Origin of the sequence: Slackia heliotrinireducens DSM 20476 (genome assembly GCF_000023885.1) — a bacterium.
In the GTDB taxonomy this organism is placed as follows: domain Bacteria; phylum Actinomycetota; class Coriobacteriia; order Coriobacteriales; family Eggerthellaceae; genus Slackia; species Slackia heliotrinireducens.
In genome coordinates this window covers 1,901,345-1,919,224 of the sequence record NC_013165.1, presented here as the reverse complement: position 1 = coordinate 1,919,224, position 17,880 = coordinate 1,901,345, and the positions used below count along the sequence as shown (strand labels likewise).

Here is a 17,880-nt window from a genome sequence, read left to right as displayed (position 1 = left end):
GATGGCGGGTTTCGAACAGCTGAAGTGGTCGGTCGCGCACGATCCGTGCTCGGCCCGCTTCCGGTTGCCCCAGGGCGCGCTGCCCTTGGGCGCGTCCGTGCGGATTGTCCTGCGAGTAGACGAAAACGCCCGGCAGGCCGTTCGGAAGGCGAGCCTGCTCACAGGCGAATACGACGGGCGGGCGCAGCGCCTCGTGTGGTGCGAGCAGTCCATGGACGCCTGCGGCGAAGGGTATTCCGCCGTGTTCGAGCCTACGCCGAACCTGCACGTGGCCTATTACGCCTTCGCCATCTATACGGCGGATGACCTGCTGCTGTACTACGTCCCTCGCGCCGACGGCCGCGCCACGTTCGGGGAGCTGGTCCGTCCCGGTACCGATGGGGAATGGACCGAAGACGGCTGGCGCCCCGCGAGCGTTTCCGACGGGGCGGATGCGTCCTTCGGCGTGCCCGATGCTCTGGGCGGCTTTCAGGTCACGGTGTTCGACCCGGCGTTCACCACGCCGGATTGGTTCGCCGGATCCGTCATGTACCAGGCCTTTCCCGACCGCTTCGCCCGCGGCCGAGGCGGCGTGCGTGAAGAAGGCGTCCACAGCCACGAGGCGCTGGGTCGTCCGGTGCACCTGCATGCGTCCTGGGACGACCCCGTAGAATGGGACGACGTCGAAAACCCTGATGGAATCGCGGCCTACGACCCGGTGGATTTCCACGGCGGCACGCTGGAAGGCATTGCGGAAAAGCTTTCGTACCTGGCGTCGCTGGGCGTGGAGACGCTGTATCTGAATCCGGTGTTCGAGGCGCGGTCGAACCATCGCTACGACACGGCCGACTATTTGGCAATCGATCCTTTGCTGGGTACTGCAGAAGATTTCGAACGGCTCGTCGATGCGGCCCGTGAGCAGGGTATATCCATCATGCTGGATGCGGTGCTTTCGCACACCGGCAACGACAGTCGGTACTTCGATGCGGCGGATGTCTACGACGAGCCGGGTGCCGCGCAGGGACCTTCCTCACGCTTTTACAGCTGGTACGATTTCACGCCGACGGAAAGCGGCGTGCCGTATCGGTGTTGGTGGGGGCATCCGACGCTGCCCGAGGTGAACGAGCACGACCCGTCGTGGCAGAGCTTTATGCTGGGCGGCCATGGCCAGCAGGGGGTGCTGCCGCATTGGCTGACCCGCGGTGCGCGGGGCTACAGGCTGGATGTGGCCGACGAACTTCCCGACGACGTGCTGGAGCTCATCCGCACGTGCGTGAAGCGGACGGATCCCGAGGCCGTGGTGCTCGGCGAGGTGTGGGAAGACGCCACCACCAAGACGAGCTACGGTTCGCCGCGAACCTACGCGTTCGGCCGCTCGCTGGACTGCGTGATGAACTATCCGATGCGAAACGCGCTTCTGGGCTTCGCGCTCGGGTCGGTGGACGCCCTGCAGCTGGCGACGTTCTTGAAGCTGCAGCAGGCGAACTATCCCGCCGCCATGCACAGGTGCCTGATGAACCTGCTTTCCTCCCACGATGTCGAACGGGTGCGCAGCGTGCTGGCGCTGGGTCGCTCGCTCAAGGATGAGGACCGTGCGGGGCAGCTTCGCTTGACGAACGCCATCACACCAGATCAGGACCGTAAAGGGGCGCGGCTGCAGCGTCTGGTGGCGGCGCTTCTGTACGCGATTCCCGGTGTGCCGTGCCTGTACTACGGTGACGAGTCCGGGCTGCAGGGTGGAGGCGACCCCTTCTGCCGGCAGACCATGCCTTGGGGCGACGCGTCGCGGGCCGGGCGTTCCGATTGCGGCGAGGATTTGACCAGGTTCTACCAGGATCTGGGCCAGGTGCGCAAGGGCAGCCCCGTGCTTCGCGCGGGTCAGACCGCCTATGCGGCGCCTGCCTCCGACGTGCTGTGCGTGCTGCGTTGGGACGACCGGAACGGAGAAACCGTGCTTGCGGTTGCGAACCAGGACGAAGCGGACCGGCCGGCGGTCGTGGATTTGGCCAAGCTGGACGTGCCTCTGCCGTGCGCCCTTTCGAAGACCGTGATGACCGAAGCGGTCGCATGCCCCGTGCTGTTCGATTCGGAGGCGAAGGCACGGCCATGCGCCCCGACGGCGAATCTGTGCGACGGTATCGTCCACGCCCAGGCGCCTGCGCTGTCCACGGTCATATTCCGGATTCCTGCTGGCGGGGCCCAGTAGGGTTCTGGCCTGCGGCTACGCTTCAAGCGAAGCGTTTCTCATGTCGACCAGCGCATGCAGGGTAGCACCTGTCTGGCGCAGGGCCTGCCTGTCGGCCTGCCACGTCCAGTTGCCCTGCGACGTGCCCGGGGTGTTCATGCGCGCGTCGTCGTCGAGTCCCATCAGGTCCTGCAGGGGCAGCACCGCCACGGGCGCTTCGCAGGTGACCACATCCCGCATCAGCCTGTCCACCGCAGCCTGGCAGTCCAGGTCAGGGTAGCGCTTCCGCACGTAGCCCACCAGCGTCTGGTTGTCGTGGGTGCCCGTGTAGGCAACCTTGGCGGGGCGCGGGCGCCAGCCCGAAAGCGGGTCGTTGCCGTCGGCGAACTGCACGACGTCCATGCCCGGGAACCCGCACGCGGCGGCCAGCGCGCGCACGGCAGGCGTGATGGAGCCAAGATCCTCAGCGATCACGGGCAGTGGCCCGAACTGTTCGTAGGCGGTGCGGAACAGGTCCGCGCCCGGGCCCGGGCAGTAGTTTCCCTCCGTGGCCGGCTTGCCTTTGGGGATGCGGTAGTAGCGCGAAAACCCGATGAAGTGGTCCAGGCGCACGAAATCGTAGAGCCTGAAGGCCCGCTGCAGACGGCGCAGCCACCAGTCGTAGCCGCTTTCCCGCAAAGCGTCCCAGTTGTAGACGGGGTTTCCCCACAGCTGGCCCTCTTCGGCGAAGGCATCCGGAGGGCAGCCTGCCACGGCGGCGGGCCTCCCGTCGGGTTCCAGCTGGAACAGCTCGGGGTTGGCCCACACGTCGGCGCTGTCCGCGCTTACATATATAGGCATGTCGCCTACTATGAGCACGCCTCGTGCGTTGGCGTATCGGCGCAGGTCGTCCCACTGCTGCTCGAACTCGAATTGGGCGCGGCGGCACCGTTCGGCATGTTCTCGCAGTTCAGGATCGGCCTGAATGACGGAAGGGTCGAAGCTGCGGTACGCATTGGGCCAGTCCTGCCAGGGGAGGGGTTCGACGTCCGACGTCGCGGCCAGCTTCTGTCGGATGGCCATAAATGCCGCATAGGGTTCCAGCCAGTCGGCTTCGCGTGTGCAGAACCTGCGGTACGCATCAGGGTCGCGGTCGGCGGCATCGCCTGTATCGGGCGCCGACGGTCTCTCCAACAGACGTGTGTTGCCGGCGAAGGCGCTTATGCCGGCGTAAGGGCTGCCGTACTCGTCGGTGGGGTTAACCGGCAGCACCTGCCAGTACCGCGCGCCCGCCTGGGCCAGCCAATCCACGAACTCCCGCGCCGGCGCGCCCAATGTGCCTGGGTTTTTGTCGGGTACGCCCGAGGGGTCGCGTTCGGCTTCGGCCTTCTCGGATGCGGCTGGAGCGGTGCGTCCGGCGTCGGCTTTATCGGACGCCTCCGGAGCATTCGGGTTTTTCGATACGGGAAGGCTCGTTATATGCGCCAGCACGCCCAGCCCTGCATCCATGGGCAGCTGCAGCCGTTGTGTGGGATGGAAATACACCACGGCCGAGCCGATTTGGGACAGGCGCACCCGCGCGTACCGCTGCGCTTTTGGCGGAGCGTCGACGCGCCCGTCCAGCTCGGAGGCGTCGCACACCGGCACATCGTAGCCGCCTATCACCTCGGATACCGCTTCGCCCGTCATAGGGACGAACACGTCGTGCGCGTTTTGAAGCGAGCCGTTGACCAGGACGCATGCCGATGTCCCGTCGGCCCCGCGCCGCCAAAAGCCCAGCACGTCTTCGTTCGCCGCAAAGCAGGAGAACGTTCCGTCCATAAATAGGGGAAGCGTTTCGCGCAGGTCCCGTGCGTTGTCGAAAATGGCCTGGCAGTCGCGGTCCGTGTGCACGACCGGGCACGATTCCGTCTGTCGCGTGCCAGCCGGCGAAAGCATCTGCAGCAGGCTTGCGCACCACAAGCGTCCTTTCGCGATGCCCGCATGGTGGTCATCCAGAACCAGGGGTCCACCGTCATTTAATGTCAGTTCGCTTTCGGGAAGGCCGCTGAACAATCCAAGCAGTCGGTCATCGTCCATTCCTTCCAGAAACGCCAGCGCATGGCGGAAGGTTTCATCGGGGTAGTTCTCACGTAGCGCCTCGATCATTTCGGCCAGCTCAGGTGCCGAAATTCGCCCTAGCAGAAAATCGGCGACGGGACCCAACATCGATTGGCTCCGGCGCAGATCGTCTTCGTCCCGCGACGGGGCGATGCCGTTCGGGTCGCACACGGTCAGCTGGAAGCTGGGCGGCTCCCAGTCGTACAGGCGGCCTTCGCCTCCGGTCTTGCCGTCGCAGGCTCCGTAGCGCAGGACGCGGCCGTCTGCCATCTGGATGATGAAGTGGTACCACACGATGCCCGCGCCGTCGAATGCGAGCTCAACCTTGTGCCGCACGGCCCCGTGCAGCTCTACAACGGCATCCATGGGGTATATGCGTTCGCCCGATTCGGCGGTCCAGGTGCGCAGCCGAACGATGGCGCCTTGTGCGTCCCAAAGGTCTATCGAAAGCGCAACCGATTCGCCCTGTTGAACGGCGCCGTAAGGCAGTCGGTACGCGACGTCTCGCGAATTATGGCAGGCCTGCATGTTCGAAACTCCCATTTCCCTATCGGTCGGCGCGCCTGCGGTCTTGGCCTGCATACAGCCTCAAGCTGCATGCGAAGGGGTGCGCCGTGCTCTTCTGTGTGCGGATGTCCATTGCCGAAGGATACTACAACCTCTGGCTTGGCTCACCATGTCCGTCACATTCTGATTTTGCCGTTCCTATCCTCTTTTGGGCGGGGTCCGCTCTCGTTTGAAGGCGTCGTGCAACGAGAATCGGTTTTCGTGTGCACTTAAGGGGATAATCTGTACGGAATCGTCCTTCGGACGCACTTTGAAGGCATTCGGGCGGCGTGTATGCCAAAAGATACGCAACAGAATGGTCGAATATGTGGCGAAACATGATGTTCGTAAGGCTACGCGGCATCATGTCGAGGGTCTTTCTGTGCAGATTATCCCCTTAAGTGCACAGCAAATTGAGTTCTCGTTGCACAGCGAGGTTCTGGAGGGGCGAAACCCATCATGCATGGGTGGAATCGCCGATCCGTGCGCGTGTCCGAATGCCGCTGCGAGCCCATACGCGACATAATATAGAGTGTTGCACGTCGCTAACTTGTGCTAGAGTGGCGGATGGCGCAACGACAAGGAGCGAGTATGGACAAGATGCATATCGAAAAAGATACGGTTCAGGAAACCCTGGTCATTCCGCTGTATGGCCGCAAGCTGTGCACGGAGCGGTTCCCGAGCCTGTTCCAGGACCCGAAGGCCGTTGAGCTCATCGACAGGCTGGATTACGATTACGAGGCCTTTGCGACGAAAGCCTCGAAGCTGTCCCAGGAGTTCGGAGCGCTCGAGGTTGCCATGCGCCAGACTGACCTGGCCTTTGAGGTGCGGGACTACCTGTCCACGCATCCGAATGCGGCCGTCGTCAACTTGGGGTGCGGCCTCGACCAAACGGGGGAGAACTGCGACAACGGAACCTGTAAGATCTACAACGTGGATTTCCCGGACATCATCGAGATTCGCGACCAGCTCGTGGAGAAGAACGACCGCACGTTCACGGTTGCCGCCGATCTGAACGACCTGGTCTGGTTCGATCGGATCGACGCTTCAGACGGGGCGGTGTTCTTTGCGGCTGGCGTGTTCTATTACTTCAAAAAGGAAGACATCCAGCGCCTGTTCACGGCCATGGCGAAAAGGTTTCCGGGCGGCAGGCTCGCGTTCGACGCTGCAGGGACCCGGGCTGTCAAGATCATGTTCAAGACGATGGTGAAGGATGCCGGCATCACAAGCGTCACGGATTACTTCAGTGTGGACGATTTGCAGCGCGACGTGGCCTCGTGGATGATTGATGGCAAGGTGTCGTCCCGCGGCTACATGCTCGGCTACAACGATTTGAAGGACCCTAGCGTGCCCGGGCTGTTCCGCCTGCTTGCAAAAGTGGCCGACGGGTTCATGAAAATGTGCATCGTGCGCATCGACTTCAACGGGTAGCGCCCGGCGTCTCGGCTTTTTGCCGATACGACGTGTATCGTCCTTAAAAGAGAATCTTCGGTTCGGGCGGCCTTTGTCCAGACGTTTCGGCGTGTTGGCGAAAGTGTTGCGTTGACGCAACAATTCGTTTGCGATTAAATGCTTCTATGGGTATTTGCTGCGGAATACGTGTTTTGCAGCGCAAGGACGAAGGAGGAAGCATGGAGCTGAAACGGGTGTGGTATGGACTGGCGGCGATGGTTGCGGCCGTGTTCGCGCTTGCGTTCGTCGCGCTGCCGAATGCGTATGCCGACGAGGCGGTGATCGACGGCAACCTTTCCGACATGGTGGCATCGGTTGACGATTCGGCGGATGCATCGGTCGATGATTCGGCTGTCGAGGGCGATCTGGAGGTCGTCCCTCTGGACTTGAAGGACGCCGACTATCAGTACGTTAGGAAGATCGGCGACAAGTATTATTACTATTACAAAGGAACGTACTACGACGGTTGGATTACGTTTAAAAAAGATGGGGCCAGGTACTATTTCGACCCCAACGACTACGGTGCTGCTGCAAATGGCTGGCTGAAGATTTCCGGGAAATGGTATTACTTCGATGACGGTAGTTACTACCACAGTGGTGCGGTCACGATTGACGGATATAAGTATCTGTTCAATGACGACGGTACAATGTTCACTGGCTGGTACCAAAACGACGAAGGCTATTGGTTCTATTTCGCACCCTCTGGCAAGATGCAGACCGGCTGGGTCAAAGTTTCCGGTACCTGGTATTACATGGTCGGTTCGGGCACCATGCAGACAGGACTGCAGGAGATTTCCGGCAAATATTACTACTTCGGCAACAACGGAAAGATGCGTACCGGTTGGCAGAAAATCGAGGGCTACTGGCGCTATTTCAAATCCTCAGGCGCCATGGCGTTCGGTTGGACCAAGGTGTCGAACAAGTGGTACTACCTTGATCCCAACAACGGTGCCATGTATTCCAACTGCAAGGAGATGATCGGTGGCAGCTACTACATCTTCAAGTCCTCCGGCGAGATGGTGACCGGTTGGGCGAAGGTGCAGGGCATCTGGTGCTACTGCAAGTCGAACGGCGTGGCGTATGACGGCTGGCTGAAGTCGGGCGGCTACTGGTATTACCTGTACAAGGGCGAGATGCAGAAGAGCGACACGTACAAAATCGGCGGCAAGGCATACACCTTCGACAGCTCGGGCCATTGGGTCGGCTAATTCCGATTCGCACATGGTTTAAAGAAAGGGCGGCGTCTTCGGGGCGCCGCCCTTTTTCGTGCGTACCGGTTATTGCACGATGATCATTTCTTCACCCCAAGACATGCTCTCCACCACCCGTTCGACCTTGCCGTCGCGAACCAGGGCGATGCGTGTACGTCCGCCGGCCAGGTGCCAAACCCATTGGCCGTCGACGCACGTGCCGCCTTCGTCCGGGTTGCCGTAAGCCTGAATGAGAACGGACGCGTCGGCGCCTTTCATGACGGGGCTGTTTGGGGAGGTATCCGTTGGCTCATTGTGGGCATCCAGGTCCTCTCCGTTGTAGGATGCGGTTCCCACCAGGATCATTTGGCGTTCGTTTTCCAGGCGCGTGGATACGACCTGCTGCTTCTGGTTCGGGCGGCCCCAGTCGGTGTAAACCGTAAGCGTGCAGGTGGCGGGCCCGAAAACCGTCTGCTGGTGCGATGCGTAGTAGTGGGCGCGCACGGTGTAGACGCCGTCTTCCGCTTTGCGGATCTCGTACACTTCGGGACCGTAGCCGTCGGTGATGTCCTCGGATACGCGTCCGCCGTGGTAGGTGAGGCGGTTGCCATAATAGGCCTCCTCCCCACAGGGTTCGGTCACGTGCAGGTCGATATCGGTCTCATCAGCGTCCCACGCCAGCGTGACGCGCAGGTCGCAGGCAAGCACGCCTTCGAGCCCGGCGGCAAGCGGCTCCAGGCGAGGCGCCGCGCTCCACGTTTGCGCCTCGGCCCAGGCCCGCAGCACGTTGTATTCCTCAACGGCGAACAGGCCGATGGCCATAGGCCTGCGGTCCCACGGGGTCAGGGCGATCTTGCGGTATATCGCGGCGGCCTCCTCGGCGTATGCCCGGGACGTGTCTTCGTCGTGGCAGGCGTAGGCCTTACGTGCCAGTTCGTCCAGCACCAAGGCCACGTCGCGGTGGCTCTGGGAGTCTTCGGGGCGAAGACTTTGCACGCGCTTCAAGATGACCAGCGCCTGTTCCAGATCGCCTGCTTCCCGCAGACGCCATGCCAGAACTCGCAGCAGGCCTGCGTCTTCGATGCGCAGCTCGGCCAGGTTCTTCAGCACGCGGATTCCGAAATCCTTGGCGTCATGGGCCATGAACCAGCCCGCGCAGTCGATGAAGAACGACGGCGATGCGGCGTATTCGCGGCGCAGCTCGAAGTACGCGTCGATGGCGGCCAGCGGCCCGCGGGCTTGCGCCGTGTCAAGCGCGCCCAGGTACGGGGCGTTCGGCATCCAAGGCTGCACCTGTACGCGGGGCCCTGTCGGGGTTGTTGCGGAGGCTTCGTCGGGTGCGGCACCGAAAGCGGCATCGAATGGGCGGTCGGATTCGGCGGCGTCGGCCATGGCCATCATGGGCGCGCCACTGAAAACGGGGGCGGAGGCCATGCGCATGTGCATGCGGGGTCGGCTTCCGGACATGTTGGGTAGGCCCTCGGACACAGGCGCCATAGAGCCGGTGTCCAGCCAGCTCTGCCCGACAGTCGGCAGGCTATCGGCAGGGCTCGCATAGGCCGGCATATCAACATGGGTGCCGCATTGGGGGCAGAATCGAGCGTTGTCGCTGATGGCCGCACCGCAGTACGTGCATCGCCTGTCGCCTCGCGCGTCGGAGACCGGCGTTTCCGGCTCCGGCATAGGTCGGTTGTACCAGTCCTGCAGCTGGCTCCACTGCGCCCGTAGGTTGCGCAGATGGACGGCCTTACGCTCGGCTTCCGAAGACAGGTTCATGCGTCCGCTTTGGGCATCGGTCCATTTGCGGTGCATGGAGGCCCAGGTCGAAGGCGGTTCGATGTCGTAGCGAAGCCACTGGTCCAAGGTCTCCAGGACCAGAAGCGATGTGGAGGGCGACACGACGCCGTGTCGACGGCCGAGTGCCAGCAGCTCGTCGGCGTTGTCATCGGCGTGGGTCGACAGCTGGGCCACGCGCTGGGCCGCCCAGGCGCGGGCGATGGTGCAGCCGAGCCTCGCGTCGTCGGCCGAGACCTTGAACGTCGTGCCGGTGTTTTCGAACGTGATGGCGGCCGTCTGCCCGGCAAGCCTTCCGATGACCGCGAAGCGTCCGTCAACACCCGATCCGATGCCGACCACGTCGGCGAACCCTTCGCCGAGCACAGCCGAGAGCGTTTCGGGGCAGAAGAGCATGCGAGCCAGGTCACAGGCGTCTTTCGGGGCGTTGGCCAGGTCGAACACGCGGCCTTTGCAGGCCTGGCGAAGCGATTCCGTATCGCGCTGGGAACCCGACACGACAGCGATGATCGCCAGTGGGTCCGGAAACGTTGCAGCCTTGCCGGACAGGGTGTCCATGCCGTCTGTGAACAGGATGAACGCCTCGTTCGGTTCAGTATTGCCCGTATCGACGAGTTCCGTCAGGAAGTCTTTCAGAGCCCGGAAGTCGGTTGCGCCGTCGTAGCGCAGCGCACCGACCTTGCGCACCAGTTCATCGGCATTGCTGCAGGTGCAAGGGGGCTCGGCACCGTCCCCGAAGGGGACGAGTCGCATTGTTCGGATGGACGCGCCGGAGCAGTACGAGCGCAACAGTTCGAGTTCCGCCGCATGGTCCATGGCGGCGCGGGACCCGGAAACGTCCCAAAGCACCGTGAGCGATGTGATGTCGGGCACGGGTTTCGTCTTTACGCGTGACGCCTGTTCGGATGCGGAGAACCACACGGTTCCGTCGTCGTCGCGCTGCGTCAGAACGAAGGATGCGGGAAGCTCGGGCAGGGCGACTCGCACCGGCGCCGCGGCCGTAACGTCGGTTTCCTCGGATGCGATGCTCCAGCAGGTCCCGAGGTCCGTGAACTGCGGGCCGTCGATGCCTGTGACGGCGGGCGCAGGGCAGTCGAGCCGCTCCACGTCGATGCGGATGGTGCGCTTGGCCAGGTGTTCCTGCGGCATGGGGAGGTCCAAAACGGCACCGTTCGCTTCGGTCAGCAGCAGCGGTGCCACGTAGGTCAGCCGCACCGTACGGCTCCCATGGCCGGGGACAGGGTAGACGCGCGTCTGATAGGCGTTGCCCTTGACGGATTCAACCAGACCGGGGTCGGCGCCGCGACGCTGCTCGGTTTCGAAGGCGACCCGCGCCTTCTCCTTGGGCACGACCACACCGTCGATGAGCTGTCCGTCGATGTCCAGCGCATACCCGCACACGACCGCGCGGTCCGGCATGGGAACGGTAACGGAGACGCTTAAGCTGCGGTTGTTGGGGTTCGCAATGACCAGGGTTTGCGTGACCTGGGCGTAAAGCCCGCTGACATGCGCCTCGAGATTGAGCTCGGCAAGCCTGCAGGGCTTGTCCTTCGACTGGACGGGCGTGGTGTCGAGCCAATGGACCAATGTGGGATAGGTCTGGACATGAGACCTGGTGAAATGCCTGATGAATTCGAACATGCCGACTCCTTTTCCGCGTTGTCTGTCATCTGAAAAAAGTGTAGCACGCACGTCCAATGGGCATGTCGCTTGAGAAGCGACAGTCGTCGACGCGCCTGATCGGCTCGGCGTCGCATCAAGAAGAAGCCCCGTGCGAATCCGGGTGTTCGCACGGGGCTGGCATTGGCAAGGGGTGTCGGGCCGATGGGCCGGGGTTAGCAGACTTCGGTGAAGATGTCCATGACGGGTTCGCCGACTAGCATCTCTTGCATTGCGGCGGCGGCCTTCTGGAAATGCGGCTGGGCCATGTGGTTCTGGATGGCGGCCTGGTCCTCCCAGCACTCGATGAAGGCGTATTCGTTGGGGACCTTGGTGTTGGCGTTCAGCGTGTAGTACACATTGCCCGGATCGTTGACGGAGGCTGCTACGAGCTCCTTGCACAAGGCGAGGAAATCCTCTACGCACCCTTCGCGGATGGTCTGCTTTGCAACGATCTTGATCATGGCACGCTCCTTTCTGGAAATGCGGAAGGCTGCATCCGACCGCTTCACGGGAAAGCCTATCACGTCGAGGGCCTAGTCGGAAGGCGATTCGGCCGCTGCATGCACGATGTGCCGAAAGCGTATAGCCGATGTCTGCTGCCGCTCAAACGATGGCTGGTAGCGGCGGCGGACGTAGTATGCCGAATCAGAATGCTCACGGGCTCTGATTACGCATTGGAATTAGTTAATGCAAGCTGCGGTTGATAGAATGACGGTACGGAACCATGCATCGTTAATGGGAATTGGGGGATTTCCGGTGTCTGATGTGTTGAACTTCCTGGCGCGCTTGGAGGCTGCTCCTCTCGCTGTTGAGCAGCGCAGATGCGTGCGCGTCCGCAACAGGAACGCGAAATGCATGAGGTGTTTGGAATCCTGCGCCGGCGGTTGCATCGGATACGAGGACAACGAGATCACGGTCGACCCCACGAAGTGCATCGGCTGCGGCACCTGCGCTACCGTATGCCCGACCGATGCCATCCATCCCAAAAAGCCTACGGATGCGGAGCTGGCCCAGCAATGCCTTGATGCTGCGCGAGCCAACTCGGGCCGCGTCGTCATAGCATGCAAGAATATGCTCGACCGCGCAGACGGGCTTTACGACCGTTCGAAAGTAGTGCGGGTGCCTTGCCTGGGCCGGGTCGACGAAAGCCTCGTCCTGCATCTTGCCGTATGCGGTGCACAATCGATTCGCCTGGTCAGGGATGCGTGCGACGAATGCGCGCATAAGAAGGGCTATGTCGCATGCCAGCATGTCTGCGCCTCTGCGAACGAGCTTCTTGAAGCATGGAACGCTCCGCAGCGCGTATCGACCTCGCAGAAGCTTCCTGGTTCGGTTCGTGCGCGCGAACTGGGTTACGACCAGTCCCGACGTGCGTTTTTCGCGACGGTGAGGGAAGGTACCGCCGATGCGGCATCCGCTGCGGTCGATACTGTGTGCGAAGACAAGCTCGGCATGGCTCCGCCGAAAGAGGACAGGTTCGTCCATGTAGACTCCAGGGGCACGTTGCCCCATGAGGTTTCGCAGCGCCGCAAAACCATCATCGGCGCCCTCGATGTCCTGGAGTCCCGCTACGGCGCTCCTCTCGACACGATGATCGACACGCGTCTTTGGGGCGAAGTCCTTATCAACACCGACGAATGCCGTGGTTGCCGCATGTGCGCCACGTTCTGCCCGACCGGGGCGAATTTCAAGTTCCAGACGAAATCGGGAAGCGTCGGGGTCAAGCACCGGGTGCTTCAGTGTGCGAACTGCAGGCTCTGCCTGGACATCTGCCCCGACAAGGCGCTGCAGCTGTCCGAAGAGGTGTTCGCACGCGACATATCCGACGGGGTGACCGAGCGGTATCTGATGGGCGCACTCCAGAGCGGCTTGGACGGTCATGATACGATGGCTTCGTCCATGAGACGCCTGTTCAACGACAATGTGAGTGTTTCCAGCTACACGACGAACTAGTCGAGAGGGAAGAGGAGGGGCAATGGATATCGAGTATCTGCGGGAGTTCCTCGAATTGACGCGTTGCTTGAACTATACGAAGACCGCTGCGAAAGTGCACATCACGCAGCCGACCTTATCCAAGCACATCGTCAGCCTGGAGAAAGAGCTGGGCTGCAAGCTTTTGGAGCGCGACAGGCGCAAGGTCATCCTGACGCCGGAAGGAAACATTCTCGCAGCCGCAGCAACGGAAATCGTCGAGTCGTACGATTCGGCTCAGGCCAGGATCTCGGAAGTCCAGAGAAGCGCGCCTATCCATGTCGGCGGCGTGCTGCATGACGCGACCATCTCGTCTATCGTCAGCATCGGAGCCACGTTCATCGACCAGGCGGGGTTGTCGCCCGTCATCTACCATTACAACGATTCAAGCTCCATCGACGACCTCATACAGGACGAAATCGACATCTCCGTCACCAACTGCGGTACGGACGAGATGGAGGAGATGGGCCTTCGCTTCCTCCCCATGACGCGGTCCCGTTTCGTGGCGTTGGTCAGTGCGGACAACCCGTTGGCGGGCTACTCGAGCATCACCATGGACCAGCTGCGCAATGCGCGGTTCATCAAGTTCGCCGACAGATACGCTTCGAGCGGTTGGCGCACCATCGAGTCGGTGTGCCACAACCATGGGATTGTGCCGAGGACCCGCATCGTGCTCGACCACAACGCGACGAATTACTGCACCGTTCCTCTGGATGACAACGACGTCATGATTTTGCAGGCCAACATGCCTCAGCTTCGCTTCTTGAGCGATTTCTCCCGCGTGGCGGTCGTGCCGATCGACGACGACGATGCCGCGTTCCATCTCTATTGTATATACAAGGCCGAAAATGAAGAACGGCTGCGGCCGGTTCTGGAAGCGTATTCCCGCGCTCGGAAGATCGTCCTGTCCCACGGCATGAATGCCGGAGGAGGGTTGCTGGTCGGCAAAAGATGATGCCGACCAGCCGGTCTATTCGCTCTGTCTTTTCTCTCTGGCTGCCTTCGCCTTGGCGCGGGCAGCCTCTTTCTTGTGTGCAAAGGCCTGGGCCTCGCGTATGTCTTCAGGCTTGTTCGTGGCCTGCGGGTCCTGCAGGTTTGGCGTCTTAAGGAAGCGTGCGTAGCGCGTTCCGATGGCGTTCGGGCTCGAAGGGCTCCATCCGATGGGATTCATCTCGAAGCGGATCTTGGCGCCGCTGACGAACTCGTCGAGGGAGACCGTGTCGGACACGGTTATAGCGTGCTCGGGGCAGATGGTCTCGCACAGGCGGCACTGCATGCACAGGGCGCTTCGGTGTTCGACGCCGAACGCGTCGTCCTTCGTGTCGAATCGGCTGATGGCGCCCGTGGGGCAGAACACCGTGCACATGCGGCACGAGCGGCAGATGTCGGTGTCGATGTTCACCTGTCCCCACAAACGCGTCTTGACTGTTTCGCATGTGGGTATGCCCAGGTGCTTCAAGCTGTTGAACAGACGCAACCTGCGCGACGGTGTGAAATGGGGCAGCGTGCCGTCGGTCTGGACGTGGCGCAGGGCCGGCTCCTCCAGCTGCACGCGTTTCGAGGCGACGGCGTTGCGCTTGGCGTACTCGGCGATGGTGTCCACGTCGGCGCTGGCCTTGGTCACATCGTTGAGGATGCGGCGCGGGTCGGCAGCGGGGGCGTCTGCCTTCCATTCGTAGGCGGGACGGGCGGCGGCCGCCTTCTCCTCGGGCGTGAAGGGGCGGTGGCGCATGTCAACTTGGGACACGGGGATCTTCTCCAGTACGGCATCCGAGTCGAATGCGCGGAGCAGGTTGTTCGCCTCCTGCAGGATGGTGCTGCAGAACGATCCCCCCTTGGTGTGTTCGCAGGTGGAACATGAGCCTTCGATCAAGGTGATGCGTACAGCGCCACGGGCGACGGTTTCCACGAGCACCGACTCGTCGACGCGACCCAGGCATTCCACCGAGACGACGGGCGTGCCGTCATGCAGCGTCCATACGCCTTCGTCGTCCTTGGAGGCGCCCGACAGCATGCGGGCGTTTCTGCAGGCCACGGCGACATGCCCGCCGCCGGCCTTTTGGCCCTGGCGCATCTGGAAGAACATGGTCTCGTCCGAAGGGTTCATGGCCTCCAGGCAGCAGCTCGGGCATGCGGTGGCGCAGGTCCCGCAACCAATGCATTTGTCGGGGTCCACCGTCACGCCGGCTTCGCTTTTGGAAATGGCGCCGGTGGTGCACACCGAGGCGCAGCGCAGGCAGTCGGCATTGCGGTTCCTGACAAAGACGCAGCGGTTGGCGTGCACTGAGAGCTTCGGGCTGTTCATCTCGCTGATCACGTACATCAGGTGCGAGGTTTTACTCATGGAACGACACCCCTGTCAGGCTTCGGATGGTTTCGCTGGGATGGATTTCGCAAAGACGCTGGCTACGGATGAGCCGGATGCGCTCGATTTTGAGTTTGAGCTGCTCGGCGTCCTTGAGCGGCGCCTGTTCGAAGTAGGTGAAGCGCAGCTCGGAGTCGGCGCTGCGGGCGAACGAGTAGATGCGGCGCATGTCGCCGGCAAGGATCTTGGGGCGCTTGTCCCTCTCGACTATGGTTGGGTCGAAGTACGCGCGTGAAGGCACGAACCCGTTCACCATGCCGCCTGCAACGGCGCAATGTGCACGCAGGCCGACGAAGTCTTCGAGCATGCCGACGCGCACGCCTGCAGATGCGAACTGCGCAAAGAACACGGCGTCTTGGATGGCATCCAACAATGCGGAAGGCGCGGCGTTTGCGGCCTTGTGCCCGATGGCAAGCTCCAGGGTGCGGGGCAGGGTTGCCGACCGGTCGTTTGAAAGCTCGGCGGCGATGCGCGCCACCAAGTCGAGACCGGTTGCGCCGAGGATGCGGCCGATGACGGTTCGGGCGCTTTCGAGGCTGTCCAGAACGGCGCCCCCTTGCTGCTCCAAAAGCGCGTTGCCTTCGCCTGCCAGGTCGAGCCGGGCAGAGGAAAGGGACAGCGGATAGTCCTGTTCGCATAGCATGCGCGCAATGGCACTGTTGCCCAGGTAATCGCCGAAGGCGTACCAGCACCGCAGCGCCAAAGGGTCGTCGGGATTTGCCATCAGCCGGAGGATCGTGACGATGCGCGCCTCCAGGCAGAGGTCGGTGTCGCGCATGTCGCCTGCGATCTTCAAGGTGGGGAAGACGGCCACAGGAACGCCCTGCTCGGCAAGGGTCCGCGCGATGACCTTCATCCACTTTCTGTTGGGCGATGCAACGTGGACAAGCTCGGGCTCGACGCCCGCGTCCAGGGCCGTGCGCACGATCTCGGCGACGCGGTTGAATTCGTCGTCGGGAAGCGGGGCTGCGATGGCGTCGCACGTGCCGTTCGACGCTCCGTCGCAGCTGTCGAGGGGTTGTGCGGCTATGGCTTCGTCGGTCAGCAGGCCGTTGAGCCCGTCGACAACGCTTCGGGATGCATTTGATTCGTTCATCTTGTGCACCTGCGCATGCGGGTTGCCTGCGACAAGCTCAGAAAGGCCCTTGGGGTAGGGGAAATCTTCGGCGCCGACGTTTACCTGGCCATCGCCTGCGACCCATAGGCCCTGGGAGGCAAGAAGCCCGGCGAAGCACTGGGAAGCCTTGGACAGCGATTGGTAGTCATCCACGAACACGTAGCCCACCCTGTGGTTCTGCAGGGCGTCCGCGTTGCCGTCCAAAAACCGATAGGCGGCTGCGGCCACTTCGTTTTTCAGGTACACGCGGTAGTAGCGCAGGTACGCCTCAAGCAGCGCGTGGGTGTTCTCTTCTTCGTCCGAATAGAACCAACTGTGGTCCATGGGCTCAAGCTCGGTCCAGCTCCGGTAGAAGAACCGCAGCATTTCGGACAGGCGCCGGCTTTGCATGCCGCAGGTCTTCATGTCCTCCATGAGGATGTTCTCCTCGAAGCGGTGCGCGATGCGAGGCTCCCTTCCGGTTCGCGCGACGGCTTCGGGCGTGGCGAGCACTTCGAGCTGGGCCTGAAGCGGCGTGGTCACGCGCGGAGCGGCATCGGGCTCGAGTGCCTGGCAGAAAAGGTCCGCCGTGCGCTGGGCGGCGCTTGGCGTGGCGGCTAGAAAAAGAATCTCATTTGGGGATACGCCCGCTCTGAGCAGTTTGCAGGCGCTGTTCACGAGGGAGGTCGTCTTGCCGGTGGCGGCGTGTCCCGAATAGCAGCATACCGCCGCCGATGTGGAATACGTCGTTGCGTTCATCGCTAAGCCTCGGCTTCCGCATCCGCATCTTCGGAGTTGTCGCCCACCAGCGAGGCAAGGAGATCGGTCTCGGTTTGGAGGAAACCGTCCGTAAGCTCGGCGATGCCCTGGTAGAAGGACGTGTTCGAAAAGCGGCGGATGTCGGCCGTGAATACCGGCGTCCAAATGCAGATATGCTGCTCGAGAAAGCCCTGCTGAGTCTTGAACAGGCGGAATGCACGGTCCATGTCGCCTTCGGAAAGCGCCCGGGCGGCGCGCAGGCACAGGATGCGCATGAACTCCAGCTCGACGGAGATGTGGTCCTCGCCGACGGTCCATTTGTCGGACTTGTCCAGGCCGTTCGCGCGGTAGATGGCCAGCACCTCGTCGCGAGCGTCCGCCATGAGCAGGCGCCGTTCGGATGTATACACGCTCTCGAAAGGATAGGCGGCCGCGTAGGTGTCTATGCCCGACCCCAAAAACGTGCGGCCGTAGTCGACGGACAGGTCGGTCAAAGGCTCCACCCAGCTGTTGCTGAGGTATTTGGCGATGTGGTAGTGGCCTTCGTTCATGAGCTCGTTGCCCGATTCGACGGGGTAGAGCATCTCTTTAAGGGCGTTCAGGTACTTCTCGTCGACTTCCAGGTTGTACAGGCGCGAAAGCAGCGCATATGTGGCGGCGCGCGCCTCGCATTCGGCAGCCAGCTCGGCAGGTGTAAGTTCCTCGGCCTCGGCAGCCGTATCGACGGTATCCAGCATGGTGGTGTCAGCGGTATCGCTCATGGTGTCCCCTTTGTGTGTTGATTCGGAAAGCAGTTGGCAGT

11 protein-coding genes are annotated in these 17,880 nt (G+C 62.2%); 5 read left to right on the top strand and 6 right to left on the bottom strand.

Going from position 1 to position 17,880, the window contains the following annotated elements; all coding sequences use genetic code 11:
* Position 1 precedes the first annotated feature (1 nt).
* Entirely contained in the window at positions 2–2,185 is a 2,184-nt protein-coding gene (locus SHEL_RS08325) for a glycoside hydrolase family 13 protein (protein WP_012798823.1), read from the top strand.
* A 15-nt stretch (positions 2,186–2,200) separates the two neighbouring features.
* On the opposite strand, the gene SHEL_RS14440 is transcribed toward SHEL_RS08325, so the two are convergent.
* Positions 2,201–4,786 (bottom strand): 4-alpha-glucanotransferase, encoded by a 2,586-nt coding sequence (locus SHEL_RS14440; RefSeq protein ID WP_197720349.1) that lies wholly within the window; start codon positions 4,784–4,786, stop codon positions 2,201–2,203.
* Positions 4,787–5,380: 594 nt separating this feature from the next.
* On the opposite strand from SHEL_RS14440, the gene SHEL_RS08315 reads away from it, so the two are divergent.
* Entirely contained in the window at positions 5,381–6,220 is an 840-nt protein-coding gene (locus SHEL_RS08315; protein ID WP_012798821.1) for a class I SAM-dependent methyltransferase, read from the top strand.
* A 200-nt stretch (positions 6,221–6,420) separates the two neighbouring features.
* On the top strand, positions 6,421–7,449 hold the full coding sequence (locus tag SHEL_RS08310; protein WP_012798820.1) for a PspC-like choline-binding domain-containing protein: 1,029 nt from the start codon (positions 6,421–6,423) through the stop codon (positions 7,447–7,449).
* A 69-nt stretch (positions 7,450–7,518) separates the two neighbouring features.
* Here the strand turns inward: SHEL_RS08310 and SHEL_RS08305 are convergent, their stop codons facing one another.
* Together SHEL_RS08305 and SHEL_RS08300 are read right to left on the bottom strand one after the other, a co-directional pair.
* Positions 7,519–10,866, bottom strand: a complete 3,348-nt coding sequence (locus SHEL_RS08305) for a VIT domain-containing protein (protein ID WP_012798819.1) — start codon at positions 10,864–10,866, stop codon at positions 7,519–7,521.
* Between the two features lie 194 nt (positions 10,867–11,060).
* Positions 11,061–11,348 (bottom strand): putative quinol monooxygenase, encoded by a 288-nt coding sequence (locus SHEL_RS08300; RefSeq protein WP_012798818.1) that lies wholly within the window; start codon positions 11,346–11,348, stop codon positions 11,061–11,063.
* Between the two features lie 394 nt (positions 11,349–11,742).
* Between SHEL_RS08300 and SHEL_RS08295 the strand changes: the two genes are divergently transcribed.
* Positions 11,743–12,840, top strand: a complete 1,098-nt coding sequence (locus SHEL_RS08295; protein WP_050749562.1) for a 4Fe-4S binding protein — start codon at positions 11,743–11,745, stop codon at positions 12,838–12,840.
* Between the two features lie 22 nt (positions 12,841–12,862).
* Entirely contained in the window at positions 12,863–13,813 is a 951-nt protein-coding gene (locus SHEL_RS08290) for a LysR family transcriptional regulator (RefSeq protein ID WP_012798816.1), read from the top strand.
* A gap of 15 nt (positions 13,814–13,828) precedes the next feature.
* Here SHEL_RS08290 and SHEL_RS08285 read toward each other — a convergent pair whose 3' ends face one another.
* Genes SHEL_RS08285 through SHEL_RS08275 form a run of 3 tightly spaced genes read right to left on the bottom strand, consistent with a single transcriptional unit; the run spans position 13,829 to position 17,839 of the window.
* Positions 13,829–15,202 (bottom strand): 4Fe-4S binding protein, encoded by a 1,374-nt coding sequence (locus SHEL_RS08285; RefSeq protein WP_083762285.1) that lies wholly within the window; start codon positions 15,200–15,202, stop codon positions 13,829–13,831.
* Positions 15,195–17,078 (bottom strand): DEAD/DEAH box helicase, encoded by a 1,884-nt coding sequence (locus SHEL_RS08280; protein WP_012798814.1) that lies wholly within the window; start codon positions 17,076–17,078, stop codon positions 15,195–15,197. Before SHEL_RS08280 ends, SHEL_RS08285 begins: the two co-directional genes overlap by 8 nt.
* Positions 17,079–17,080: 2 nt before the next feature.
* On the bottom strand, positions 17,081–17,839 hold the full coding sequence (locus SHEL_RS08275; RefSeq protein WP_012798813.1) for a TorD/DmsD family molecular chaperone: 759 nt from the start codon (positions 17,837–17,839) through the stop codon (positions 17,081–17,083).
* Positions 17,840–17,880 lie beyond the last annotated feature (41 nt).

Coding starts and splice junctions, on each gene's coding strand:
- SHEL_RS08315 (WP_012798821.1), top strand. CDS start 5,381: ATGGACAAGATGCATATCGAAAAAGATACGGTTCAGGAAACCCTGGTC.
- SHEL_RS08275 (WP_012798813.1), bottom strand. CDS start 17,839: ATGAGCGATACCGCTGACACCACCATGCTGGATACCGTCGATACGGCT.
- SHEL_RS08295 (WP_050749562.1), top strand. CDS start 11,743: ATGAGGTGTTTGGAATCCTGCGCCGGCGGTTGCATCGGATACGAGGAC.
- SHEL_RS08285 (WP_083762285.1), bottom strand. CDS start 15,202: ATGAGTAAAACCTCGCACCTGATGTACGTGATCAGCGAGATGAACAGC.
- SHEL_RS08290 (WP_012798816.1), top strand. CDS start 12,863: ATGGATATCGAGTATCTGCGGGAGTTCCTCGAATTGACGCGTTGCTTG.
- SHEL_RS08300 (WP_012798818.1), bottom strand. CDS start 11,348: ATGATCAAGATCGTTGCAAAGCAGACCATCCGCGAAGGGTGCGTAGAG.
- SHEL_RS08325 (WP_012798823.1), top strand. CDS start 2: ATGGCGGGTTTCGAACAGCTGAAGTGGTCGGTCGCGCACGATCCGTGC.
- SHEL_RS08280 (WP_012798814.1), bottom strand. CDS start 17,078: ATGAACGCAACGACGTATTCCACATCGGCGGCGGTATGCTGCTATTCG.
- SHEL_RS14440 (WP_197720349.1), bottom strand. CDS start 4,786: ATGGGAGTTTCGAACATGCAGGCCTGCCATAATTCGCGAGACGTCGCG.
- SHEL_RS08305 (WP_012798819.1), bottom strand. CDS start 10,866: ATGTTCGAATTCATCAGGCATTTCACCAGGTCTCATGTCCAGACCTAT.
- SHEL_RS08310 (WP_012798820.1), top strand. CDS start 6,421: ATGGAGCTGAAACGGGTGTGGTATGGACTGGCGGCGATGGTTGCGGCC.